Origin of the sequence: Leptospira ainazelensis, from assembly GCF_016918785.1 — a bacterium.
Classification (GTDB): Bacteria; Spirochaetota; Leptospiria; order Leptospirales; family Leptospiraceae; genus Leptospira; species Leptospira ainazelensis.
In genome coordinates this window covers 90528-115583 of the sequence record NZ_JAFFPT010000013.1, presented here as the reverse complement: position 1 = coordinate 115583, position 25056 = coordinate 90528, and the positions used below count along the sequence as shown (strand labels likewise).

Sequence of the window (25056 nt, the reverse complement as noted above, 5' to 3'; positions counted from 1 at the left end):
CCTTTTTATTTGGAGAATTTTTCCAATACTCGACCGATTCTCAAAATTCCTTCTTCGATCTCCTTCTCTTCTCTCACAAAACTCAAACGAAAACATTCCTCTCTATGAGCCCAACTCGGCTCGGCTCCCGGAAAAAAAGTTTTACCGGGAACGATGATCACGCCCGCTTCTTTTAGAATCGGATATAATTCCGAAACCGTAAGTTTTAAATTTTTTACCCAAACCCAAAGAAAAAAAGCGCCTTCGCTTTGGTGAATTCTATAATCCAGATTCGAACTCCAGTTTTGGCGAATCACCTCTCTTGCAAACTCGGACTTCCTCTGATAATAAGGCCGAATAACGTTCTTACATAAAAGTTTCCATTCTCCCGAACTGAAAAGTTCGAGTGCGATATACTGGCCCGGACTTCCGCTCGTCAAATTGATAACCGAATTGGCTTTGTGCAAAAGTTCTATCGTTTCCGGATCGCCCAAAACAAATCCGGTTCTCACTCCGGGAAGTCCCAGCTTGGAAAGACTGAATCCCTGAATCATCCCGGGGTTATGAATGAAGGAACTTTCCGCAAAAACAACTCCTGGAAAAGGAAAACCGTAGGCATTGTCGACTAACAAAGGTATGTCGGCCTCCTTCGCTTTTGAAATCAGAAATTCCAATTCCGCATCGGTTATCACGTTTCCGGTAGGATTCGTAGGCCGAGAGACGCAGATACAACCCGATTGTTCTTTCCAATCGGGCACGGTTTCAAACTTTTCCTTGTCGATAAAATATTTATAAGAATAAGAATCGATCTCTTGAATTTTCGGCTGAAACGATAAAAAAGAATCCGCTTCCAAAGTCTGATCCGTATATCCTATGTATTCCGGAAGAATGGGAAAAAGAATTTTTTTATTTTTGCCTTTTTGAAATTTGCCCGAGAAAAAATTTAACAAAAGATAGAATGCGTTCTGACTTCCATTGGTGATAGCGATTTGATTTTCGGAGATATTAGTTCCGGATTCTTCGGATAAAATGGACGCGACACATTCTCGTAGCTCTTGAACTCCCGCCGGAGATTCGTAACTACCGAGAATTCTTTTTAAACTTCCGGATTCGATTTGTTTTGACAGAATTTTTTTCCAAACTTCCGCGACTTCGGGGATCGAAGCGGGATTTCCTCCTCCCAGCATACACGCGCCGGCCGGAGGATTGCCCAAATCATCCATCAGTTGTCCGATTCCGGTTTGCTTCTTGAATTTTTGTCCAAATTGAGAATATTCCATACCGTACCAAATTTCTTCCAAACTCTAAAGCAGGAAACAGAATCTAATCGAAAAGAGAAATTTTGTGGATTCTTTTTACGAAGAATCGGATCGTCTTCCCATTCCTTTTATGATTGTAAGAATCGTCTAAAACACTCTTGCAGAATTTATGATCACGAATTATAGAAACAAATTTTTTACGGGAACCGGAGAATCGACATGGAAACTAATCAGACTAAAATCAAATCCAAAGAAATTTTAGATCTCGGCGAATTCTTAAAACAATATCCTTGGGACGAAGAATGGACCCGATCGGGAAAACCGGTGGAGGTACTTTGGGAATTCGAATTGGATATCGACCTAGAATCTCTTTGGCCCTGGCTCATCGATACCTCTTCGTTTAACAAAAGAATCGGCATTCCCGAAATGAAATACGTGGAAAAGGAAGGCAAGTTATTCGGTCGTTCCAGAAACGCGGGCATACTCATGGAATGGGAGGAAGTTCCTTGGGAATGGGAATATTGCAAAGGTTTGAATAACGCAAGAATCTATAGTAAAGGATTCGGTAAATACGTTCGATGTCGATATTTAACGGAAAAACTTTCGCCTAACAAAACAAAACTCACAGTGTATTTCGGCTGGATCCCCAGAGGAATTCTAGGAAAGCTCATCCTTCCCATCGGAATGAAACAACTTTTTCAGGACTACCAAAAAGGACTTTTGGGAGTTCTGGAAGACATCAAAACCAGAAAAAGAAACGATTCGATTATAGACTTTAATAACGCTCTGAAAAAATCGGAGCCGGCCGCGGAAAACCTAAAACTAAAACAAATCAGAGACAATTTAGTGCGGGAAGGAATCGAAGAATCTTTGATCGATCGAGTCATTCATTATATTCTTTCCGAGGATGAAAACGAACTCTATCGAATTCGAATTAAAAAGTTGGCGTTGGATTGGAAAATCCCCTTGGAAACTCTTTTGCTGCTTTTTTTGCACGGTTGTAGACAGGGTCTTTTTACTCTTTCCTGGGACGTAATCTGTCCGCATTGTAGAGGTGTAAGGTCCGAACTCAACAACCTGGGCGACGTTCCATCGCAGGACTCCTGCGACGTCTGTGGAATCGATTTTGAATCTTCCAAACTCAATACGATCGAAATTACGTTTCACATTCACCCTTCGATAAGAGAAGTTCAAAAAAGATATTTTTGCGCCGCGGAACCGGCTACAAAGTCCCATATCCGTTTTCAAAGGACGATTCCGCCCGGAGCGGAATACATTACAAATTTATTATTAACGGACGGAATCTATCGTCTTAGAATCGCGGGGGAAAAAAAATACAATCTTCTGGAACTACAACCGTCCTCGAACGAAACGATTCGCTGGACCGCCGACCAATCGGAACAAGAACTTACGGCAAGCCCCGGACCCACGGTACAAATCTACAACAGCGAACTTTCTCCGCGAACATTTGTCATCGAAGAAAAAAAAGAAGACGCTTACAGCCTAAGGCCTGCGGAATTATTTAACTTTCAAGAATTCCGCGATTTATTTACGGAACAGGCAATCGCTTCCGATCTTCAACTCGATATCGGAGTTCAAACGATTCTTTTTACGGATATTGTTGGCTCCACTCGATTCTATATTTCAGAGGGTGATACGGGGGCGTTCAAAGAAGTAAGAGAACACTTCGTACAAGTTTTTCGTATCATCAAAGCGAACAGAGGGGCCGTTGTAAAAACGATTGGAGACGCGGTGATGGCTTCGTTTTCAAGCCCGTTGGATTCTTTATTAGCCTCCGTTGAATTGCAGAAGGTATTTCAGATATCTCCTGAAAATCGAATCCAAATTCGAATCAGCGTCCATACAGGACCATGTCTGGCCGTAAACCTAAACAGCAATATCGATTTTTTTGGAAACACCGTAAACTATGCTTCTAAACTCCAGGGAATCACAGATTCGGGAGAAATCGCTTTTTCAGAAGCGATTTTCAGGGACAGTGAAATTCGGAATTATTTGAAAGAAGCCGGACTAAAAGTAAGAAAGGTTCCTTTCCAATTACCCTGGTCAAAGGAAGAAGACGTTGCTTATAAGCTAGTCTACGATCTCAAATAAACACAAAGAAAGTTTTTTCCTTTAAGGAGTTTCTTTCGCCAGTTGATCGAAAACTTGCAAAAATACGCCGGATTCCTGCGCTCCGGAAACGGCGTATTTTTCGTTAAAGACAAAGAATGGAACTCCGGAAACACCCAATTGCCGTCCTCTCAATTCTTCTTCTTGAACTTCTTTTAAAAGAGATTCATTTTCTTTAATGTAGTTGAAGTCTTCCTCATCCAAACCGGCTTGTTTCAAACTTTCCAAGATTACGTTCGCGTCCGAAAGATTCTTGCCTTCCGCAAAGAAATTTTTGAAGAAGATTCCGGCAAGTTCGGATGCCTTTCCCTTGTCTTTCGCTCTTCGAATCAACGCGTGCAATAAGAACGTATTCGGCTGATGACCTTGTTGTTCCGTAGAAAAGGGAAGACCCTCGGCAACCGCGATATCGGCTACTCTTTGCACCATCATCTTGACCCGCTCCAAAGAACCGAACTTTCGGGTCATGTGTAAAACTCGATCTTCACCTTCGTTGGAAAGATCTGGATTGAGTTGAAAAGCCTTCCATTCAATTTCAATCTTATCATCGGGATGGGACTTTTTACGAAGTTCGATCGCTTCCTCGATTCTTTTTTTTCCGATATAACACCAAGGACAAACGACGTCCGAATAAATTGAAATTTTAGTTTCCAATTTCCATCTCCTAACTCCCTAAAGGAAAAAAATTAAATCCAATGATTGCGGTTCTTTGATAAGAATGTGAGGCTTATTTTTCTTGGTTCCTAACAAAATCGAATCTTATAAGTATCAGACTTCTGAAAGTCGGGTACGGTTCAAACATAAAGCGTTTAGAATTCAAATTTCGAAGGGAAGATCTTAGATGGAGAATTTCGAGATTTCCATATTTTTTGGAAAAAGAAAAGTGCATCGAAGTGATGGAAAAAATCCGGACCGAGAGAATTCTAAAATCGATACAATCAATTCAAATGAATGCGATGGAGACGGCGGGGTTCGAACCCGCGTCCTATTGCGCCCCAGATTAGCCTCTACGTGTGTAGTCTATGTATAAAGTTGTCGGATTGAGTTTAACCCACAGACAGGACTCTCTTTCCTATTCAGCTCAAATACGATCTCTCTCAGGAACCGAAAACCAAAAGAGACGCCTCCCGAAAAGTGTCAGAACGTTTGGCCCTCAGGAGAAAGAACCAAGGTTCCGTAGCAGAGATTAAGCTGCTAGGGCTAATTCGTTATTAGCGGTTATTGTTTGAAGGTTTTGAGAGGAGCCTACAACCTCTACACGCCACATAATCCCTGACAACAACAGTCGAAACCAATTTCGTCCCCGAGTTATCTTTTAATTAGACTGTCAGAATTTAAAAACTTAGAAGCGCTCGCAAGTTTTTTATCAAAACAAGAATTTTATAGGAAAGAAAGAAGACTTTGAATTAAAAAAGGAGAAAAAAGAAGATTTCAGCTGTTAACCTTGTAGTTAATTCATTGAAAGGGGTGCAAATATTATGGATCAAATCAAGGATAAGATCTCCTCGTTTGGAGCTTTTCTTTCCTTCGCGGGAATCGTTTCCGGAGCTTTGAGTTTTTTCAACTACAACTTAAAGATTTTAATGTGGATCGACAACTGGGGAGTAGCGACCGGTTGGGCAATTCGTGCAGGCTTAGTGGCCGTCGGCGTAGTTTTATATTTCTTAGGAAAGATAGGAAGAGATTCCGCAACTGCTTAATAAAAAAGAGGGCTGCCCAGAATAAAAACGGGGGCCCTCCTAAAAATAATAAACCAAGGAAAACTTCGATTCCGATTCTCCTACCTCAGGCCTAAAACGACTTCCGAATTTAAGTTCAAAAGAACCGCTCTCCATAGAAATTTTATCTTTCCTCTTACTTACCATAGAAATCGCTTGAGTAACGGAAAAATCCAAAAGCAAAACGGAAATCAATCCGGTTACCGCTCTCTCTCTCCCTTCTTTGATTTTCTCTTCGGTTGTATACCCGCCTGAAATCGGATCCTTTACCAAAGAAGCATTTTCATAAGTAAACACCAAACTGATAAATTTCGGATTTTCGGAGGAAATATTAGAATCAAGATTCGCATATGCAGAAAGGAAATTTGCCGGATCATCGAAAAAACGGGGCGCCGGTTTCGAATACAACGAAATCAAGTGAACAAGATAAAGTTCGGTAAGGGAGAACAAGGCGCCTAAAGAAGGATAACCTAATAGATAGAGACCCGACCATCCGGGAATCAAACTTGGAAAAGCCTCTCGAACCGATTGTTTTGCAGTCTCGAAATTACTTCCAGCCGAAGACCGCGGGTCCGAATTCGTTTTCGAATCTTTCGATAAATCATTCCCGTTGCCGGCATTCTCGTCTTCGGACGTCAAAGAATTCTTAGATGTATTAGTCCATTGAATCGGAACCGACTTAATGGACTTAATCGACTGAATGGGGATATGAATCACGGAACCCGTTTCGGATTCAATCGTAACCGAGGATTTTCCTAATACGGTCTTTACGTTTTTATATTCGATTCCGTTTCTCAGGATGACGTTATCCGCGGATAAATCCTCTAAAAAACAGGGGAAAAAAAGCGAAACACAAAGGATAAAAATGAAAAAACAGATATTGTTTTTTTTGGGACACAACAATAGTTTCGATTGATTTCGCATGGTTTTGCTAAATTCGTCGATACGAATCAAACTTATAGATAATTTCAGAGAATTGTATAAAATGATCGAGTCTTTTATTCGAAATCGATCGAGTCGACAGCATCGACTGGAAACAATAGATTTCCGTCCGATTTCAGAAGAATATAAAAGCTATCGTGCTGATAGACAAAACCTTTCACTTTCGAGCCGTCCTTGAAATAGATGACTCTTTCAATGTCCGGCTGATTCTTATCTTTTAGAATTTGAATCAGAGGAGTATTGTCCAATTTTGCGACCAAGGACTTTAACTTTTCGACTTCGTGTAAATCGGTCGGCGGAAAACGAACCATAGAATTGAATTTAGCCGTAAGATCTTTTTCTTCGCTTGGAAGGAGATTCTTAATCTTCTTACTTAAATTTTGATCGATCGCAAAAATATGATCTCCGTTTAATTTTTGAACGTCCGACGAAAGTGCGAAAACGAAATCGCCTTCGACTTTGATTCCTTTCGCTTTCGCTTCTTCGATACTCTTTTCCAGGGATCGGATTTTTTTGAGACCGGATTCCGGAATCCCTTTCCAAGATAAAGATTGTCCCCGGTTGATTTCGACTTTTTTACTTTGAAATAAAATCGGGAAATTGAGTTTTAAAAATTCCCTTTCCTCTTCGGTCAGAGTGTTTGCGGTTTTTTCAAAGGCAACCGAAGGACCGGTTTCAATCTCGACTTTTCCGTCCAAAACATTCAAATCCAAATCGGAATGAAATTCTCCGATCTTTCGAGAATAAACGACTTTTGTACCGACTAAAAGAGCGCGCACATCCGGAGAAAGAATCGAGAGCAAACCCTCCGATGGATCCGTTTCACTTTTTACGGAGTCAATGAGCACCGATCCACGATCCACCATTACTGAAGAATTTTTTCGATCCCCCGTCACGGAAACTTCCGAATCCGGGAGAACGCGCACCGCTACGCTCTTTGCCCCTTCCACTTGGAATTCACAAATTGAATAGTTGCCGGAGACCAATTTACGATTTAGAAGATTGGCCCCGGGTTGAGAAGCAATTCCGTCGATCTTGCAATCTCCATAAGAATTGATAAATGCTTGTTCCAGTTTTGCGCTTGAATCGGACTGAAAACCCAGCCAGATCGAAACCCCGGAGACAAGAAAAATCGCAGCGGCTAAACTGGAAACGATCCAACCGGATTGAAATACGGAATTTCTGAATTCTAATAGTTTTCCGAAACGATTCTCCCCGGAACCTGACCCCTTCCCTTTTTCCAAATCCGAAAGCGCGTAGGTTACGATTGAGTTTGTTTGAGTCGTAGCCTGATATATAGAACGGGCCTTTTCGTTTTTGAGTACGAAATTCAGTAATTCTTTCTTACCTTCCGCATTCAATTCGCCAAAGAGATATTTCCCCAGCAGGTCCTCGAATTGTTCTATGTTATCAACTTTCAACTTCATAGTGTAGAGTTTAGAATTGTAGTCCTTGTTTTTCCATTTTCTCTCTTAGTAAAGAGACGGCAGAAATCAATCTTCTGCTGACTGTCCTTTCCGAGATTCCAAGCGCCGACGCGGTTTCTTTTAAGGTTTTCCTTTCTAGTTCCTTAAATAGTATTATACTCTTTTCGGGCTCAGGAAGACTCTCAATTGAATCTTTTATTGCTTTTTCTAAAAAAGCTTTCTCTAAATTTTCAGGAATTTCCGGATTTACTTCTATATCTAGGACCAGATCACCGATGCTAAGATTTCCAAATTCCTTTTTCTGTTTATTATAATGCTTGAAATACAAATTTTTTGCAATGGAACAAACCCAAGTGCTAAAGGAAGCAATATTCGGATCGAACTTTGCAAAAAAAGTGAAGGCTTTTAGAAAGGCTTCTTGTGTAAGATCTTCCGAAACTTCCGGATCGCCGGATATTTTGAGAAGAAAGTGGTAAACAGTCTTATGGTTTTCTTCGTAGAGGGTTGAAAAATCTGTAGAATCGGAATGGACCATTTATAAAATGCAATGAAACCGGGGTTTTTTGCAATTTTTCAAAGAAATTCTGATCCTAAAAGCACAAAAAGAAATTAAATCGTTCCTTTGTTTATCGAAGCCTCCTAAAATTATGTCACAAAAATCCGCAAATGAGCCATTTCTGCCAAGTAAAGGTTTTCTCAATCGGTTGCGGTTGATTCTCCTAATTTCTTTTCTCTTACAATGCGCTTCCCACGATTTCGAACCGCAAAGTTCGAGTTGTGCAGGTAAAAACAAAAAGAGGAGTGAATGTTACGAAAAACTATTCTCATACTGCATTTTCAATACGATGAGCACGGACAAACCGATCACTAATTTCTGCACCTCCAATCAAGGAATTGTTTTTCTACTTTCTTGCGAAGCGTTTTACCCGAAATGTCCTTCCGAATCTTCCTCTTCCTCCTCTTCTTCGAGCAGTTCATCAAAGTAATTTTTAGGAGATTTTTTGAAAGCTTATGTTCCTTAAAATTCGGGGAACAAGTCGAAAGAGAAATATAATTTCAAAAATGCAGTATACAAAAAAATAAAGAGGAAGCGAATTTCGAAAAAAACTTTTCCGCTACAAATTTTAGAGGGTCTCACTGTTATTGAGTATATATGAGTAACGACGAGTTTACTTCGATTGAAATGATTCCTGGGTATTTGGGCGGAAAACCCTTTATCAAAGGAACCGGAGTCCGTGTTTTAGAAATACTAGACTTGCTTTTATCGGGAATGTCTAGAAAAGGAATCCTTCGCGAATATCCCGGAATTTCAAATGACGACATTGACGCGACCGTTGCTTATTTGGAAGCTAAGTTGGAAATTGCCAGACAAAACGAATACTTAAAACAGAAAGTAAGTTAAGAGTTTGGAATCCTTGTTAGAAAACTAATCTATAATTTAATTCTTAAACTAGGAGAAAGTTTTTAAACCCTTTCTCCTAGAATCGGCCCGCCTACTTTTTGCATCATTCTCTCTTTTGTGAGAATCAAATCTTCCCGATTATCGGTTGCCATCTCTCCAGGGCCGTCCAAATAGATAGCTCCCTTCGGACAAGCTTCTTCACACAAACCGCAAAAAATACAACGCAACAAATTGATTTCAAATTTTTTGGCGAATTTATCTTCGGGATGCAGATGTTGAATTTCCGGAGTTACTTCCGCGGCTTCGATATAAATCGCATCCGCAGGACAAATCCACATACAACAAAAACAACTCGTACATCTTTCTCTTCCCTGTTCGTCGCGTTTCATCGTATGCATTCCGCGAAAACGAGTAGAATACTTTCTTCTCTTTTCGGGAAATTCTATCGTAACCGCGCCCCTTAGAAGAGTGGCTCTGATAAAATGTTTGAGAGTGATCCAAAGTCCCTTTCCAATGGAATAAAAATAGAATTTCTCATACCAGGTGAGCTTATGTCGGCTTGCAACATGAATTACATTAACGGTTCCCAATTGAGCTAACCTCCTTTGGAGAAGAAGTCGATTCTTTGACTAATTCTGAGAGTCTTTGGAAGGCGGCTCCGGAACTCAACAATCCCTTAGGAGGATCCATCGCTTTTTGAAAACGCTGATTCAAACCGTTCTTATTCGTAAAAGAACCGGCTTGTTCGGCAAAAGTCTGAATTGGAACTCCAAACGCGACGTCCGAAAGATCCGAAGTCAAATTCGTATCCAAGACGACAACGGTTGTCTTGGGAGAAATCGAAGGAAGGACCTCCTTTAGATTTTCCTTAATTACGAAAACAAGGTCGATATCGCCGGATTCAACGGACTTTTGAATCGATTCGATTCCCTGCGTAGAAATGAACCCCGCGTCCACGCCGCCTCTTGTATTCGGTCTTAGATCGGTAGTCATTAAAAAATCCTTCTGCTCGGGAGCTTTGGATTGAGCGGAATTCACGCGGACTTCGAAAACTATGGATTTTCCGAATGACCCGGCGCTTTGCAGAATGGATTTCAAATTCTCATTGGATTCGGACGCACCGCCCAAAATAGCGATCCGATTTGCCTGTTTGATTTTCTCCGCTATCGCAGGAAGAACAACTCCGCTTTCGGAAGAATTTCCTTCCTGATAATAAGCAAAAAGACGGTTTTCATTCAGCCAATCGATATCAAAACGACCTTTGTCGCAGAGGAAATACATATCCTTCTCCTCGTCGATCCGCGGCATATAACGATACATTTTGTTGTCTCTTACGTTCGTAGTGATATTGCAGCCGGTGCTACAACCGTGACAAATGGATTCGGCGGTTTTATACCACCAAACTCTCGATTTGAATAATGTCTTATTGTTGAGTAGAGCTCCTGTCGGACAAAGATCCGCGAGGGCGCCTTGAAAATTATGATGAATCGGTTCATTCTTCGCAAGTCCGATAATCGAATGATATCCCCTTTCGAACAGTCCGAGATTGGATTCTCCCACGATCTCTTCCTCGAATCGAACACAACGGTAGCAAACTATACAACGGTTGTGATTGATGATGAGATTGGATCCGATTTCTTCCTGTGGAACATTCCGTTTTTCTAATGTAAATCTGGAATTTCCTTTTCCCTCTTTGAATGCGTTATCCTGAAGTTGACATTCCCCGGCCTTGTCGCATACGGGACAATCCAAAGGGTGGTTTGCAAGAAGAAACTCCATCGTTCCTTCGCGCGCTTCTTTGATTCGATCGTTTTTTGTAAAAATGGAGAGGCCTTCGGTGACCTTAGTATTGCAGGCTGCCTGGAGTCTTGGAACCCCTTCAATTTCTATGAGGCACATTCTACACATACCTACGATGGAAAGTTTAGGGTGATAACAGAAGAAAGGAATTTCTATTCCGGCGTCTTTCGCAGCAGAGATAAGATTTTTTTTCTCATCCACCTCGTACTCGATTCCGTCGATTTTGATTTTTACCATGGAATCATCCTTTTGATTAAACCCGGGTATTGGGAAACAATTCTATAGAAACGTACCGTTCTCATTCTGGCAACCCGTTTCTAAAAGTTCCCTGTTTTCGCTCTTCCGCTTTCCATTTCTTCGGAAAAATCGGAAAGTCTTGCGTCAATTTTGAGACTGATTCTTAAAGCTCTAAGTCTTTGTAATAATCCGGAACGGTCGCCCATTTCTGAAACCAGAGAGGATTGATCGCCCTTTGGTAGAGATAAGCGTCGACAAGAACCAAGTTCACTACCGCTTCGATGATAGGAACAGCTCTGGGAAGAACACAAGGATCGTGACGGCCCTTTGCTTCCAAAGTAGTTTCTTCTCCCTTGAGAGTTACCGTATTCTGTTTTTTAAAAATCGTGGAAGTCGGCTTGAATGCAGCCCGGATCACGAGCTCTTCCCCGTTGGAGATTCCGCCTTGAAGTCCGCCGGAATTGTTGGTTTTGGTTCGAACACGTCCGGTTCCTTCTTCGACATAAAATTCATCGTTATGCGCGCTTCCTGTGAGAAGTGTTCCCGAAAAACCGGAACCCACTTCAAATCCTTTGCATGCGGGAATCGAAAGAATCGCTTTTGCAAGATCCCCATCCAGCTTATCGTAAACTGGATCGCCCAGACCGGGTGGAAGATTGTAAGAAACACATTTGATCGTTCCTCCGACGCTATCCCCCGCTTCTTTCATTTTAAGAATCAAGTTTCGCATCGTATCGGCGCTGGACTCATCGGGACAACGAACTTCGTTTTGATCGACTTCTTCCCGCGACTTCGGATAATTCTCACCGATCTTGGATTGAACCGGCCCGATCGAATCGACCCAAGCTACGGTTTCGATTCCTAAATCGTCCTTGAGTATCATTCTTGCTATGGCCGCCGCAGCTACTCTGCCGATCGTTTCTCGTACTGAAGAGCGACCGCCGCCGACGTGGGCGCGAAACCCGTATTTTACTTGGTATGTATAATCCGCGTGGGAAGGTCGGAAGGCGGTTCTTAAATTTTCGTAATCTTTTGAAATCGTATTTTGATTGTTTACGATCAACGCAATAGGGGCTCCGATCGTCTTCCCTTCGAAAACACCGGAGACAACACGAACGGTATCGGCTTCGTCCCGAGGAGTGGTCAGTTTACTCTGACCCGGTCTTCGTCGGTTTAAGTCTTTTTGAATCTCTTCTAAACGAATGGGAATTCCGGCCGGAACTCCTTCGACGACAACGCCCACAGACTCGCCGTGAGATTCTCCAAACGTACTGACTTTAAAAATTTTTCCCCAACTTGAAGGCATAATACCAAGAAAACAAGGTAAACCCTAGGGATAAAGCGCGTTTCTGGAAGAATCCTTCAGTTTTGTCAGGCGACGGAACGAGGCGCGGTTCCTCTAAAATTCTGATCGACCTTCTCGAAAAGACTCGGCTCTAATTCAGGATCGATCATATAGATGACTCTTCTTGGATCCATGCTGTTGTTCAAATTGAAAACCGCCTTTCTTTTATCTTCACGGAAAGAATGGGGATCGTATCCTTCGATCTTGATCTTACCCTTGTTCGTAATCAACGGTCGAATCGTTCCGATTCTTTCCAAAAGCGGTCTAGTCTGGTGTCTGTAAATTTCTTTGATGACACAGGTTTCAAAATGAACCTTTCTCTGAGAATCCATTGAAACTACGATGATATAATCCCCCGGATTGAGTACGCTCTGGTTTTCGCAAAGACTCAGCGCCATTAGATCGAAGAAGTCGCGAACGATCTTTTCGTTATAAGAAAAGAAACTGTTGTTTAAAATCAATTTCATCGAAGTGAGAGCGTTAAAAGCGGGGCGCCAATCCTGTTCGGAACTGAGAGAGGCGAATTCTCCTGCGATGGAAATGATTCCCGGATCCTCATCCGTATAAGTACTGTTCAACAAGTGATGAATTTGTCTCTGAATATCTTCGATGAGCGTTTGTTTGGTTTTGTCGTCTTTGTATTTCTGAAGATATTCGGTCAATTTCCGAATCAACATATTCGTAGAAGGATAATTGTTGTTCAAACCTTCCCCGCGAAAAGTTCTATGACTGTTGAGAACCGCCGATTTAACTTCGGAATCGATTCCGGTAAGGTTTCCGATCATAAGATAGCTGATGATCGGATGATTTTTAATATAGTCGAATTCCTCCGGTCTGAGATTGGAATGATTCGGAAGTTTCATCCTGGACTTTCCGATATCGACCATATAGGAAGCGAGCATAACGTTTAGTTGTTTCGCTTTTTGAAGATCGTTTTCAGCCTTATTCAAAGCTTTCATTCCGCGGAGTTTCATCGCCATAGAGATTACGGTTCTTTTGGTCATGATTTCCGAATCCGTTTTTACTCCGGCTTGTCTCATAACTTCGATCACATTTACAAGTCCGAGTTCCATATCGGAGCTCGCTTTAAAGTCCACGAGGATATCATCGATTCCTTTTTGAACTTTTCGGATATGGTTGTTATTAAGAGGAAAATGTTTCAGTTCTTCCAAAAGATCCGAGGCTTCTCTTGCGAGCGCGATCGTTAGGTCGGTATTGACCAGTTTCGTAAAAGAAACTCCACGACCGTGAATCGAGTCCGGTTTTTTATTCTTAACTATTTTATCTTTTTCTGATATAAGAAAAAAGATACCTTGGCTTTCGAATTTTTGAAGTCTGGTAATGTCTTCTTCAGAAGCATCCGACTTTTTGTGGATTAGAATTTGACCATTCTTATTATAAAAATCTACGGGGATTTCGCTCTGGCTTACAAAACTCTTGATTACGTCCGAAGTGAATTCAAATTTTTCTAGGAGTTCTTTATTTACAGAATGTGAGTTAACGCTCATATTACAACTCTTCTTTTAAATTGCCCGTAGGCGTTGGTTTGGGAGAGAATCGCGTACCATAGAAGGTAAAGGCAACCCTTTCTTAGCGATTGGAATATATGACTGGAAAAAAATTATTTATGACACTTCGAAGACGATTTTATTTTCCATTCTTAAGGGAAAAATCCGTTTCGGAAAGATCCGATTTAAGGACGAATGTACACTATTTAAGCAGGCGATAGGAAATGCGGTGTCGCATAACGATCTTTTCGATCGATCCCGATAAAACCAAAAAGAATCGAAATTTTGAAACAATTCAAACGTTCTTTTTCAAAGGAGACTCGGAAATACCTTACGCGCTTTCTTTCGGGATTTCACCGGTTTGTTTGATCAGTTCTTCATAAAGCTTTCCGTCCATTTCGGAGTCGAGGACGTAGATGATTCTTCTTGGATCCTGATTCTTCTCCAGATTAAAGATCGCCTTTCTTCGATCCAGTTTGAATGAATTTAGATCAAAACCTGAAATCCTCAGCTTTCCCATATTGCTGAAGTTTGGACGAATCGTTCCGATTCTTTCGAGCATAGGACGAATCTGAGTCCGATACATCTCGCGAATAATACAAACTTCGAAAAAGATCTTTTGATTGGAATCCTGCGTTACTACGATAACAAAGTCGCCTTCCCTGATAAACGGCTGGTTGTTGCAGAGCGACAATCCGATATGATCGTAAAAGTCCCGGAGGGTTTTTTCATTATATGCAAAAAAACTGTTATTCAATATCAGTTTCATCGCAACCAAAGGTTCGTATGCGTCCCTCCACTCCTGTTTCGTGGTTAGAGAGGCAAATTCTCCGGCGATCGAAATCACGCCGATATCGTCCATCGGAAGGTTATTGGTAAGAATATTTCGAATCTGTTTCTGGATATCCGCGACTAAAACGGTACGTTTCGGATCGTCCTTGTATTTTTCTTTGTAAAGATTTAGTTTTTGAACGAGAACCTTTGGTTGAGGATAATTATTATTCATCCCTTCGCCTTTGTGAGGACGATGGTGATTGAGAACCAAAGTTTTGATATTGTCGTCAAGATCGGGAAGATTTGCGACCATAAGATAACTTATAATCGGATGATTTTTGATATATTCAAATTCTTCAGTTTTCAGATCTTTCTGCACCGGAATTTTCATTTGAGTGTAACCGACGTCCGCTAAATAAGAGGACATCATCAAATTCATCTGATCGATTTTTTTTTGTTCCATGTCGACTTTGGTAAAAGCCTTTCCGGCTCTTACTTTCATCGCCATAGAAATTACCGTTCGTTTGGTCAGCACTTCGGAATCCATCGGAACACCGGCAGAACTCATAACTTCGATGATGTTCACCAAACCGTTTTCCATATCCGGAGTGGATCGGAAATCGTCCAAGATTCCGTCGATCGATTTGGAAAGTTGTCTGACTTGACCGCCGTTTAACGGAAATTTTTTCAGCTCCGATAAAAAGCCCGCCGCGTTTTTTGCAAGATCGACGGTGAGTTCGGAGTTTACGAGTTTAGAAAAACTTACTTCGCGGCCATTGACGCTATTGGGTCCGGAGGCTTGTTTACCACCCGAGATTTTTTCATATTCGGATTTGAGAAAATAAATCCCCTGACTTTCAAACTTGAGAAGTTTGGTTATGTCTTCGCCGTTTGCGTTTTCCTTTTTATGAATGAGGATCTGACCGTTCCTGTTGTAAAAGTCCACAGGAATGACGCTGTTTATCTTAAAATGCTGAATGATTTCTTCAGTGAAATCGAACTTCTGTAAATCTTTTTGTGCGTCCATGCAAATCGTCGTAAAATTGAAATTTGTCTAAGAAGTGGTTAAGGTTACATAACGTGAAAAAAACGCTTTTCGGAATTCCGTTCTTAATCCAATAAAAGGCAGGAATGCGCCCATTGCACCGAATATTTTCTTATGTGACGAAAAAAATATTTTCCAAACTACTTCCAGGAAGAATTCAGACTGATTTCGAGAATATTTCTGCTCACTCTTTCTTCCAGGGAAGAGCCGGCAAAACCGCTCCCTTTTGAATCCGACAAAATGAACGTATCCTGAGCTTGGTTTCCGGTTCGATCCGTTCGGATCGTAGCGGAATGAATGTTAATTCCGTTTTCTTTTAGAACGCCCGTAACAAAATAGAGAAGTCCTTTACGATCGGGAGCTTCCAGATATAGTTTTGTTTTATTTCCGCCTTCTACATCTTCAAAATCGAGTTTAGAATCGTTGCTAAGGTGGTAGGTATTTCTAAGATCGATTTCGCTGGAATGATGAATGATCTCTTCCAGAGCCGAATCTTCCGTAAATACCGAGGACATTAGAATCCCCAGTTTGGAAGCTTTGATTTTAGAATCCGTTTCTTCCGATTTCAAAGTAAAAACGTCGTAACTGTACAACTGTCCTTTTTCTTCGATCGTCTGGATATCGCCGGAAACGATTTCCCAACCCATAAAGAACATCGCTTTCACCATCTTATGAAGAGTACCCGGAGCCGTTTCGGACGTTTTGAGGGTCACAGTATAAAGTCCGTTTTCCTCTTTGTAGTGAAAGTTAATCATCGCATTGAGCCTACTTACTAGCATAATAGTCGGTTTCTAAAAAAACGAGTCTTTTCCGGGTGGATTCTGTCTCTTATCGGTTGAAAAATTCTTGCCTCGGACTTTCCCGGAAAAACAGTCAAAGTAGAGTGGAAATGAAAGATATTTGCCGAAAATAAAAGGACTGCATTTTCCAAAAACGGAATGAAAAGACCTCTCGAATACAACCCGGAGCAGCTGATCCAAAAATCGGAACCCTTACCTCTTGATAAGGAAAAAGGATCCGCAAAAAAATGGAAAGCTCCCAACCTCAAAAAAGAGAAACCCGCTTCCGAAAACGAGGGCGCTCCCGGTTTATTGATTTTTGGACTTTTCCGTTTCGTAAAAAAATACAAGGGAAGAATTTTTATCATCATCGCCCTTCTCTGTTTTGAGATCGGATTCTATGCGAGTATTCCTTTTAGTTTTAAGTATCTCATCGACGAAGCGCTCATCAATCGAAATCAAAACGCACTCTATTGGATCGGCGCTTACTTAGCGGTAGGAACGGTGACGTTCGCGATTCTCGGAACACTTAGAGATTATTTATACAACTGGGCTTCTTCCAGGATTATCCAAGATCTGCGATTACAGATGTATGAACATTTAGATCAGTTGAGTCTTGATTTTTTCTCGAACAATAAATTGGGCGATATTCTTTCGCGTTTTTTTAACGACCTCGCTTCTTTGGAACACGCGTTACTCGCCTTTATACCCTGGGGGCTTGGTCCTTTGCTCGAAGCGCTTTTTGGAACCATTCTTCTTTTTCTTTTGGATTGGAAATTGGCGCTTATCGCTCTGTTGATCTGGCCTATCACATTTTTAGGGCCCGGTTTTCTTTCCAGAAAGTCGACCGAGATCAGTTATTCCCGAAAATTAGAGGAAGCTCAAGTTTTGAGTATGCTGGAAGAATCCATCTCAGCTCAAAATTTGATCCGGGCTTACGACTTAGGCGATTATTTCTTTAGTAGATTTAAAAACAACTGCGAGAAACTCTTTCAGGTTTCATTGAGATTAGGACTTACAAACTCCTATCTGGAACGTTCGGCCGGTTCCGGGATTCTTCTTCTACAAGGAGTTCTTCTGCTGGCGGGAACCGCGTTTGCCTATAACAACGCTCTGAGCATAGGAACACTCGCGGCGTTTCTACCCCCATTCTTAAACTTAAGTTATTCTTTACTTTATCTTTCTCAGTATCTCCCCGCCTTGAATCATGCCAGCGGTTCCGCAAAAAGAATATTAGAATTATTGCGGGCCCCCGTTTTTGAATCGAACCTGGAAGAATCGTCCATTCCCGAATTAAAACAAGAGATTCGTTTTGAAAACGTTCACTTCCGTTACAAAGGCCGTTCAAAAAATCTAAGCGATATATCGCTCACGATTCCAAAAGGAAGTTATACCGCGATCGTGGGAGGTTCCGGTGTGGGAAAAAGTACATTTATCAAACTCCTCCTCGGGATGGTACAACCCAACGAAGGAAGAATTTATTTCGACGGAATCGATTTGAATTCTGTCTCCAGAAGTTCGGTTCGATCTTTGGTCGGCGTTGTGTTCCAAGAAACATTTCTTTTTAATACCACAATTTTCGAAAATATCCGAATCGGAAAACCGAGCGCTTCTCTGGAAGAAGTAATCGAGGCCGCAAAACGCGCCGAAATTCACGAACTGATTCTTTCGCTTCCCATGGGATACGAAACCAACACGGGAGATCGTGGAACAAAACTCTCCGGCGGAGAAAGACAAAGAATCGCGATCGCTCGCGCCTTTTTAAGAAATCCTCAAATTCTTCTTTTGGACGAAGCTACTTCTTCTTTGGATCCCGTAACCGAAGCGAGAATCATGAAAACGCTTTCTTTCTTGAGAGAGGGAAGAACCGTAATTTCGGTTACTCACAGACTTTCCACGATTCGGGAAGCGGATCAGGTTTTTCAGATCAGAAACGGAAAACTCGAAAGATTCGCCGTTCCGGAACCGGAACAACATGCGATGGTTCTTTAAAGAACCTCCGTTTCTTACTTGCAATTTTTTTCCCGGCTATTTTAGATTTTCAAAATGCTTTTAGTACCCACATACATAGCCGATTCTCCGATCGGAGGTTTTGGTCTTTTCGCAGGAAGAGACATTCAAAAAGGCGAATTGGTTTGGAAATATCATCCGAAAACCGTTTGGGTTCTAACGGATCAAGAACTCAATTCTCTTCCTTCCACCGTTCAAGAAATGTTCCGTACTTATTCTTATCAAACCGACGGGAAATGGTTCTATTGCTCCGATAATTCCAAGTTTATGAATCACAGCGACGATCCGAATACCAAAGAGGATTTTACGAGCGATCAAACCAATCCTATGGGACAGGACAGCGCGACGAGATTGATTCGAATTGGAGAAGAGCTTACCTGTAATTATAAACTCTTCGATGAAAATTGGAACGTGAAACTCGGATCAACCTCCTAAACGGATTTGTTCTTTCAGCTGAATCGCGGCGAGAGCATAACCGCCGTCCGCAGAATCCACAAAATGCACTTCTCTTACCGACCCCTCGTGCAAAGCGCAAGTCATAAGAGCTCGATCGGATACGTGATAACCGAAGTATAACTTACCTTCTTTGTAAAGTCCCTGTAAAAAGTCGATGAACGCTTCTCTAGACTTCGTATCGCAGGCGACCACCATCTTTAAGGTTCCGTCGTATTTTCGAAAGTCCGACGCGATAATCTGGGACTTTCTCAATTCTCGTAACTCCACTCCGTTGACCTTGGGACCGAATTTCCATTGTGTTTTTACGGCGAAGTTTACCGCAAAACCTTCGATTTTGATTTTGAGAAATCTTAAAAAATGTAAGAATCCCTTTCTGTTTTCCGTATGAACGGTCGCTTCTTTGTTAAAGTATTTGCCGCTCATATCAACGTTGATTCCTTCTTCGGTCAAAGGATGGATCTGTGTATCGTTTCCGAGAAGAATTCCGATTTGATCCAGGATCAGTTTCAACAAACCGGGATCCGAAGACGCCTGAATCGGATTCAATTTTATGATAAAGGAAACCGTTTCACCCCGATGACTTGGAATGTCTTGCCAGCGACAGGTGAATCCCGTAAAATCCGGTTTGATCCTTGCCTTGTGAGTCAAAGGAATGATATACGGATTGGAAGAATCGTCGTTCTTCACGAGATTCTCCGCCGCGTCCAACGCGCTGCCGGTAAGAATCGCTTGGTTATAAAATTCCGAAATTTTAAGTTTACAAAGTTTTAATTCTTTTCCGGATCTTTTGAGATCTCCGACGTTTACGATTCCCGCTCTTAACTTTAAACCAAAATTATTTTTTACCAATTCTCGAATGGAGAATAGAACATCTTTCACACCGGGAAGAACGCTATTCGGTAAAAGTAAAGTCATTCCATCTCCGCCGAATAAAAACGGATAATCCATATCCCCCATCAAATTGGAAACCGCCATCGCAGTCACCCCGCCTGCGATATTCACGTCCTTGTAATTCCCGTTGCGGATCGCTTCCGTAGAATTCACAACATCGGTAACGATCAAGTTCCAATCATCGGGCACCGTGTAATAATTAGATGGCTCAATGATTTCGGTAAAAGAAGAAAGAAACGGGAGATACTTATAAAAGTTTTCGGTATTTACACTTGGCGTTTTATCCGCGGTCTGGATCATTCTCGCTCACCTAATTCGATATTTTTTAATCTAAGAATCGGATCGTTTGTAAGTTTTGCGGTTCCGAATTTTACAAAAACGGAAAGTTCTTTCATCCGCAACTTACACTTTCATCAACAATCGTTTTGAACAAAAGCCGATACCATTCTTAGACGCTTTTAAAAAAATTAAACGTTTTTTTTACGACCTGAAGAAAGAGTCGTTCTAAGAATCAGTAATCGACTTTTCGATCTCGGATGAGAAACCGATAAAATCGGGGATTCAATCCTTGTTCCGAAAAACGGAATTCAAAGAAAAATTTGGAAACGGCCTTTAAGTCAGTTTCGCATACGACTCGACCATAACCGTACACACGAGTGGGTTAAATCTTTCAAAGAATCTGTCGTAACAACGACGATCCTCCGTAAAAGTCGCGCGCCCCGCCCAAATTTCGGGTGGTGGGGCGGGTGGCGGAAGACTCCGGGTGACTTTGCTCTATCAGAAAATCATAATTTTGCAAGAAAAAAATCCCATGTAGGAATTCCTACAAACATTCCCATTGGAATCTTTTTTATTCTCAATCACTTTCCGACCTGTTAGTAAGGTTATGGACTCGACAGAAAATCGATTTTAAGAATGGAATTCAAATAATCCGAAACGTAAAGACCGAATCCAACTTTGCCGTAGTTGAAATTTCAAAAACAAGTGAAGCACGAGTAAAGATTCGATTCGTTTTCGAAAGACCAAAAGAGGTATTGTTACGAAATCGATACGATCCGGTTGGACGGAACTCCGATCAATAATCGATTTTAAGATCCTTTATTTTCTTATCGAGGGTGTTACGATTGATTCCTAAAAATTTCGCCACTCTTGTCTTCGTGTATTTGAATTTCTTCATCGCGTATTTGATCAGACGGGCTTCCACTTCTCCGACCACAACTTCGATGGCCCTTCCGTCCAGGGCGTCCAAATGAGAAGAAGAAAATCGAGAATTCGCGATTTCGACGGAAGCGTCCGAATCTCCGACTTCCGGATCAAATTCTTCGTCTCCGTAAAGAAGTCTTCCGTTGATTTCGGAAAAGTCCTGGATATCAAGCATCTCCAATTGAGAAAGAACGACCGCGCGTTCGATCACGTTTTCAAGTTCTCGAACGTTTCCGGGCCAGTTATAATTCATCAAAAGTTTATGAGCTTCTCTCGTTACGCCGTTGATTTTTTTTCCGTTTTCTTCGGCGTATTTTGCGATGAAGTGATTGATCAAAAGAGGAATGTCGTCCGCTCTCTCCCTCAAAGGAGGCGTTATCATATTGACTACGTTGAGTCTGTAAAAAAGATCCGGTCTGAATTTTTTTTCGGAAATCAGTTCTTCCAAATTTGCATTGGTTGCCGCGATGATTCTAACGTCGATCTTCTTCGGTTTAACGGAACCGACCGCTTCGATCTCTTTTTCCTGAAGGACTCTTAAAAGTTTGGATTGCAGGTTCAAATCCATTTCACCGATTTCATCCAAGAAGATCGTTCCCGTATCGGCCATCTCGAACTTTCCTTTTTTATCCGCGACCGCACCGGTGAAAGATCCCTTTTTGTGACCGAAAAGTTCGCTCTCTAATAAATTCTCAGGGATCGCTGCGCAGTTGATTTTGATAAAAGGTTTATCGGAACGGGAAGAATTGTAATGAATCGCGGAGGCGATCATCTCCTTTCCGGTTCCCGATTCTCCGGTAATCAAAACGGAAGCTCGAGAATCCGAAACAAGGTGAATCATTTCGAACAACTTTTCCATCGGTTTCGATTTTCCGATCAGAGAACCGAACTTATATTTATTCTTCAGCTCCCGCTTCAAAAGGACGTTTTCTCTGGAGATCTCTCTTTTTTCTTCGTCGATCAACTTTTGGATTCGGATCGCCTGATAGATAATGGACGCAACTACTTGCAAAAAATCTAAATAAGTTTTCAGGTCGATGTATTTCTTATGGACAAAGTAAACGCTCACGACGCCTAAAACATCAGTATCCGATTTGATAGGCGCGGCAAGAAAACTAACGTTCTCGGGGTTATTCTTAAAATGCGCCGCGTTACCGACACGATTCAAAAAGTTTTCGTCGTTCGCGATCGATTCTACGATGATAGGTTCCCCTGTTTCGAAAACCCTTCCGGTCACACCTTCACCGGGAAGATAAACTCCCTTTTCCATCTCTTCCGCAGTTAAACCGGAAGCGGCTTCCAATCTGAGAATCGCTTTCTCCGCTTCAAAAAGGACGATACTTCCTCTTTCGAGATTTAGAGATTTTTCCAGACGATCCATGATATCTTCGAAAATTTCCTGAAGAACCAAAGTGGAAGTAACCGTTCTGGATATATCGATGAGTACTTGTTGGATCTTATTCTTCTGTTCAAGTTGTCGGAATATCTGCAAATTCTTAAAAATCTGAGCAGCTTGATTTGCGAGAGTAGAAATAATTTCGAGATGTTCATCGTTAAAAGCGCCCTTACGGCTGGAATCCAAAGAGATAACTCCGATGACCACATCTTCCACGATCATAGGAACCGCGAGCTCGGACATAATATCGTCTTTGATAGAAATATAATGCGGATTGGCGGTAACATCGCTGACGATCATCCCTTCGCCGGAAGCGGCTACGATCCCGGTAATCCCTTCCCCGACTTTCAGTTTTACTTTTGTTCGGATGGAAGGGTTCATTCCACGAAAAGTAACGATATCGAGGAGGTTCTCTTTTTCGTTGATGAGCATCAAGGATCCGGAACCGACTTCGCAAATCTGAATACAACGTTCCAAAATCAAATCCAGGAGTTTGTCCGGATCCAAAGTAGAATTCATCGCTGTCGCAACTTCTTGTATAGATCTTAATGGACTTGGCTTCACATATCCTGACATGCTTAAAATTCTTGCGATTTGATGGTTTTGAGGTCAATCGATTTTTTTTAATTCGCTTAATTTAAGAGCGTCTTTTTTGTGTTTATTTCCAAATTATTTGTATCATAACAAACCGTATTTTTTATAATTTTACGTCTATGACCTGTGCATTTTGCTCAGAATTTAAGACTCCAGATGGTTTGTTCCGGAATGGACGTTTTTTCTGTCGATCCTGCGGTAGAGAATGGATTTTAGAAAAGCGAAAGAACCCGCGTCTTCAACCACCGACGGACACGAATTTTAGCAACGAAATCCTTCTCGAGTTCTTATCGCTCTTCAACACAAGTCCGAACTTAATCCATCTTTTAGAAAGTTTCACTTCTCTTGCATTTTACAAATTAGGAATTCCCGGCGTCAGCGTGATGATCTATGAACCGCGCCTGGATCGAATGACTGTGATGTCGGTGAAGAATCAGAAGTCTTCTCTTTCCAGGGTCGCCCAACACTTTGAAATCAAGAAGGGAGAAGACAACGGTCCGCTCACCGAGTGTATCGAACACTGCAAATCGATTTACTACAAGTTTGCGGATCAAAAACACAAACATTTCAAACAGTATGCGAGGCTCAATCGAACGGTTGCCGCACTCGCGGTTCCGATTCATCTCAACGGGGAGGTTTTGGGAATCATAACGGTCGATTATAACAGGGACGATCCCGAAAAAGCGGAGAACGATCGATACTTTTTAGAACTCCTCGCCGCACAATTCGCCGTAACGCTAAAGAACCGAATTCTATTCGAAGTATCACAAACCCAATCCAGAAATTTTAGATCTCTTCATTCTGCGGCGCTTCGGCTCTCCTCTTTAGGTTTTAAATATAAGGTTGAAATCTTTCGAGTGATTCTTCTTTCCCTGACTGAATTTTCCGAAAACGATTTGTATTCTCTCTTTGAATGGAACAAGGACAATCACACTCTCTTCGGTCATTTTCTTACCGGTAACATTACAAGCCCCGAGATCAGAATGGATGTCGACATGGCGCGGCAATCTACGTTTAGAGTAAGAATTCAAACAACCGATGATGAAACGGAAACGATCGGAGATTACAAAAGAAGAATATCCCGGAAAGAACTCGAACCGATTCCGGGAGAAATGTCGATCCCGATCAAACGATATGAATTTTTTCTAAAGGAGGTTTTTGAACTTTCGGAATCCAAACTCGCGTTCTCCTCGGATTTTCCGGAACTGGAAAAATTCGGAATGTGGGGATTGAATCTAGCAATTCTTCCCGTGGTACACACTGACAAATCGGATATCGTAATCATACTCGGAAAACGAAAGGATCGTCATTTTAACGCGGAAGAATTAGAAGTTTTGAATGCGTTTTCGATCCAAGCGGGAATTTCGATCCAGAATTATCACCTCTTTGATCAACGAGCTCAAAAAGAAAGACTCGATAAAGAAATCGAGATCGCGAAGGAACTTCAAAAATCATTACTTCCTCGAAAGATGCCCGAACACGGAGGTTATGAATTTGCAGGAACGATGGTCCCCGCAAGAGGTGTCGGAGGAGACTACTATGATTTTATCACGGATCCTTTTAACACGGAAACCGTGATCTGCATCGGAGACGTCAGCGGAAAAGGTGTCCCTGCGGGAATCGTGATGGCGACCGTAAGGACGATCATCCACTCTTTAGTCCGTAAGAAGGTAAGCCCTTGGGATATCGTAAATACCGTAAACACTTATATCTTTCAAAACTACAACGATTCCGCTTCTCCGCGTTTTATGTCCATGACCGTAATCAAATGGGAAATGAATCGAAATGAATTTCTTTTTAGCGGAGCGGGTCAAGGAGTTCTGTATCTTCTAAGAAAAGCGGCTCAAAAAGTGGAAGAGATTCCAACCGGCGGAATCATTTTAGGAATCGATCCCGATATTTCCAAGTTTGAAAATCTAAATCAATTTCGAATGTTACCCGGCGATCTTCTGATCATGTGTACGGATGGAGTTCTGGAAGCCTCCAATCAGGATGGAATCCAATTCGAATCGGAGCGGTTCAAAAAATCGATTCTTCAATTCGAAGGAGAACCGTTACAATCGATGTTAGACGGAATCGTTTCCGAAATACGTAAATTTACGGGCAACCAAGAACAGATGGACGATATTACTCTTGCCGCAATCCGGAGGATCCGTTAGAA

General features: G+C 41.8%; 19 protein-coding genes and 1 other RNA gene. 6 read left to right on the top strand and 14 right to left on the bottom strand.

Features of this window, described 5'->3' with window-relative positions; genetic code table 11:
• Positions 1-5 precede the first annotated feature (5 nt).
• A complete protein-coding gene (locus JWG44_RS03610; protein WP_205273594.1) occupies positions 6-1259 on the bottom strand; it encodes a valine--pyruvate transaminase in 1254 nt (417 codons plus the stop codon).
• Between the two features lie 198 nt (positions 1260-1457).
• On the opposite strand from JWG44_RS03610, the gene JWG44_RS03605 reads away from it, so the two are divergent.
• A complete protein-coding gene (locus tag JWG44_RS03605; RefSeq protein ID WP_205273593.1) occupies positions 1458-3350 on the top strand; it encodes an adenylate/guanylate cyclase domain-containing protein in 1893 nt (630 codons plus the stop codon).
• A gap of 21 nt (positions 3351-3371) precedes the next feature.
• Here JWG44_RS03605 and JWG44_RS03600 read toward each other — a convergent pair whose 3' ends face one another.
• The gene (locus tag JWG44_RS03600; protein ID WP_205273592.1) at positions 3372-4022 is read right to left on the bottom strand and encodes a DsbA family oxidoreductase; all 651 of its coding nucleotides are present in this window, start codon (positions 4020-4022) and stop codon (positions 3372-3374) included.
• 300 nt (positions 4023-4322) lie between these two features.
• Positions 4323-4673, bottom strand: a transfer-messenger RNA (tmRNA) gene (gene ssrA / locus JWG44_RS03595).
• Between the two features lie 173 nt (positions 4674-4846).
• Here ssrA and JWG44_RS03590 point away from each other — a divergent pair.
• The gene (locus JWG44_RS03590) at positions 4847-5068 is read left to right on the top strand and encodes a hypothetical protein (protein ID WP_205273591.1); all 222 of its coding nucleotides are present in this window, start codon (positions 4847-4849) and stop codon (positions 5066-5068) included.
• A gap of 39 nt (positions 5069-5107) precedes the next feature.
• Here JWG44_RS03590 and JWG44_RS03585 read toward each other — a convergent pair whose 3' ends face one another.
• Genes JWG44_RS03585 through JWG44_RS03575 form a run of 3 tightly spaced genes read right to left on the bottom strand, consistent with a single transcriptional unit; the run spans position 5108 to position 7990 of the window.
• Entirely contained in the window at positions 5108-6040 is a 933-nt protein-coding gene (locus JWG44_RS03585) for a hypothetical protein (RefSeq protein WP_205273590.1), read from the bottom strand.
• Positions 6041-6084: 44 nt separating this feature from the next.
• A complete protein-coding gene (gene rsx, locus JWG44_RS03580; protein ID WP_205273589.1) occupies positions 6085-7455 on the bottom strand; it encodes an LIMLP_03685 family anti-sigma factor in 1371 nt (456 codons plus the stop codon).
• 10 nt (positions 7456-7465) lie between these two features.
• Entirely contained in the window at positions 7466-7990 is a 525-nt protein-coding gene (locus JWG44_RS03575; RefSeq protein ID WP_205273588.1) for an RNA polymerase sigma factor, read from the bottom strand.
• 618 nt (positions 7991-8608) lie between these two features.
• On the opposite strand from JWG44_RS03575, the gene JWG44_RS03570 reads away from it, so the two are divergent.
• Positions 8609-8857 carry a DUF433 domain-containing protein gene (locus JWG44_RS03570; RefSeq protein WP_205273587.1) on the top strand — a complete coding sequence of 83 codons (249 nt, stop codon included), beginning with the start codon at positions 8609-8611 and terminating at the stop codon, positions 8855-8857.
• A 62-nt stretch (positions 8858-8919) separates the two neighbouring features.
• Here JWG44_RS03570 and JWG44_RS03565 read toward each other — a convergent pair whose 3' ends face one another.
• From JWG44_RS03565 to JWG44_RS03540, 6 genes are all read right to left on the bottom strand, one after another.
• The gene (locus tag JWG44_RS03565) at positions 8920-9447 is read right to left on the bottom strand and encodes a NuoI/complex I 23 kDa subunit family protein (RefSeq protein WP_205273586.1); all 528 of its coding nucleotides are present in this window, start codon (positions 9445-9447) and stop codon (positions 8920-8922) included.
• A complete protein-coding gene (locus tag JWG44_RS03560; RefSeq protein ID WP_205273585.1) occupies positions 9434-10894 on the bottom strand; it encodes a 2Fe-2S iron-sulfur cluster-binding protein in 1461 nt (486 codons plus the stop codon). Before JWG44_RS03560 ends, JWG44_RS03565 begins: the two co-directional genes overlap by 14 nt.
• Before the next feature lie 163 nt (positions 10895-11057).
• Positions 11058-12200 (bottom strand): chorismate synthase, encoded by a 1143-nt coding sequence (gene aroC, locus JWG44_RS03555; protein ID WP_205273584.1) that lies wholly within the window; start codon positions 12198-12200, stop codon positions 11058-11060.
• 65 nt (positions 12201-12265) lie between these two features.
• Positions 12266-13747, bottom strand: a complete 1482-nt coding sequence (locus JWG44_RS03550; RefSeq protein WP_205273583.1) for an HD-GYP domain-containing protein — start codon at positions 13745-13747, stop codon at positions 12266-12268.
• Between the two features lie 331 nt (positions 13748-14078).
• On the bottom strand, positions 14079-15548 hold the full coding sequence (locus tag JWG44_RS03545; protein WP_205273582.1) for an HD-GYP domain-containing protein: 1470 nt from the start codon (positions 15546-15548) through the stop codon (positions 14079-14081).
• 158 nt (positions 15549-15706) lie between these two features.
• A complete protein-coding gene (locus tag JWG44_RS03540; RefSeq protein ID WP_205273634.1) occupies positions 15707-16321 on the bottom strand; it encodes an ACT domain-containing protein in 615 nt (204 codons plus the stop codon).
• Between the two features lie 183 nt (positions 16322-16504).
• Between JWG44_RS03540 and JWG44_RS03535 the strand changes: the two genes are divergently transcribed.
• Complete coding sequence (locus JWG44_RS03535; RefSeq protein ID WP_205273581.1) at positions 16505-18337, top strand: ABC transporter ATP-binding protein; 1833 nt, start codon at positions 16505-16507, stop codon at positions 18335-18337.
• A gap of 54 nt (positions 18338-18391) precedes the next feature.
• Positions 18392-18790 carry an SET domain-containing protein gene (locus JWG44_RS03530; protein ID WP_205273580.1) on the top strand — a complete coding sequence of 133 codons (399 nt, stop codon included), beginning with the start codon at positions 18392-18394 and terminating at the stop codon, positions 18788-18790.
• Here the strand turns inward: JWG44_RS03530 and JWG44_RS03525 are convergent.
• Complete coding sequence (locus tag JWG44_RS03525) at positions 18779-20002, bottom strand: DUF3095 domain-containing protein (protein ID WP_205273579.1); 1224 nt, start codon at positions 20000-20002, stop codon at positions 18779-18781. The genes JWG44_RS03530 and JWG44_RS03525 overlap by 12 nt on opposite strands.
• A gap of 775 nt (positions 20003-20777) precedes the next feature.
• The gene (locus JWG44_RS03520; protein ID WP_205273578.1) at positions 20778-22820 is read right to left on the bottom strand and encodes a sigma-54-dependent Fis family transcriptional regulator; all 2043 of its coding nucleotides are present in this window, start codon (positions 22818-22820) and stop codon (positions 20778-20780) included.
• A 194-nt stretch (positions 22821-23014) separates the two neighbouring features.
• Between JWG44_RS03520 and JWG44_RS03515 the strand changes: the two genes are divergently transcribed.
• Complete coding sequence (locus tag JWG44_RS03515) at positions 23015-25054, top strand: GAF domain-containing SpoIIE family protein phosphatase (protein WP_232371459.1); 2040 nt, start codon at positions 23015-23017, stop codon at positions 25052-25054.
• Positions 25055-25056: the final 2 nt, after the last annotated feature.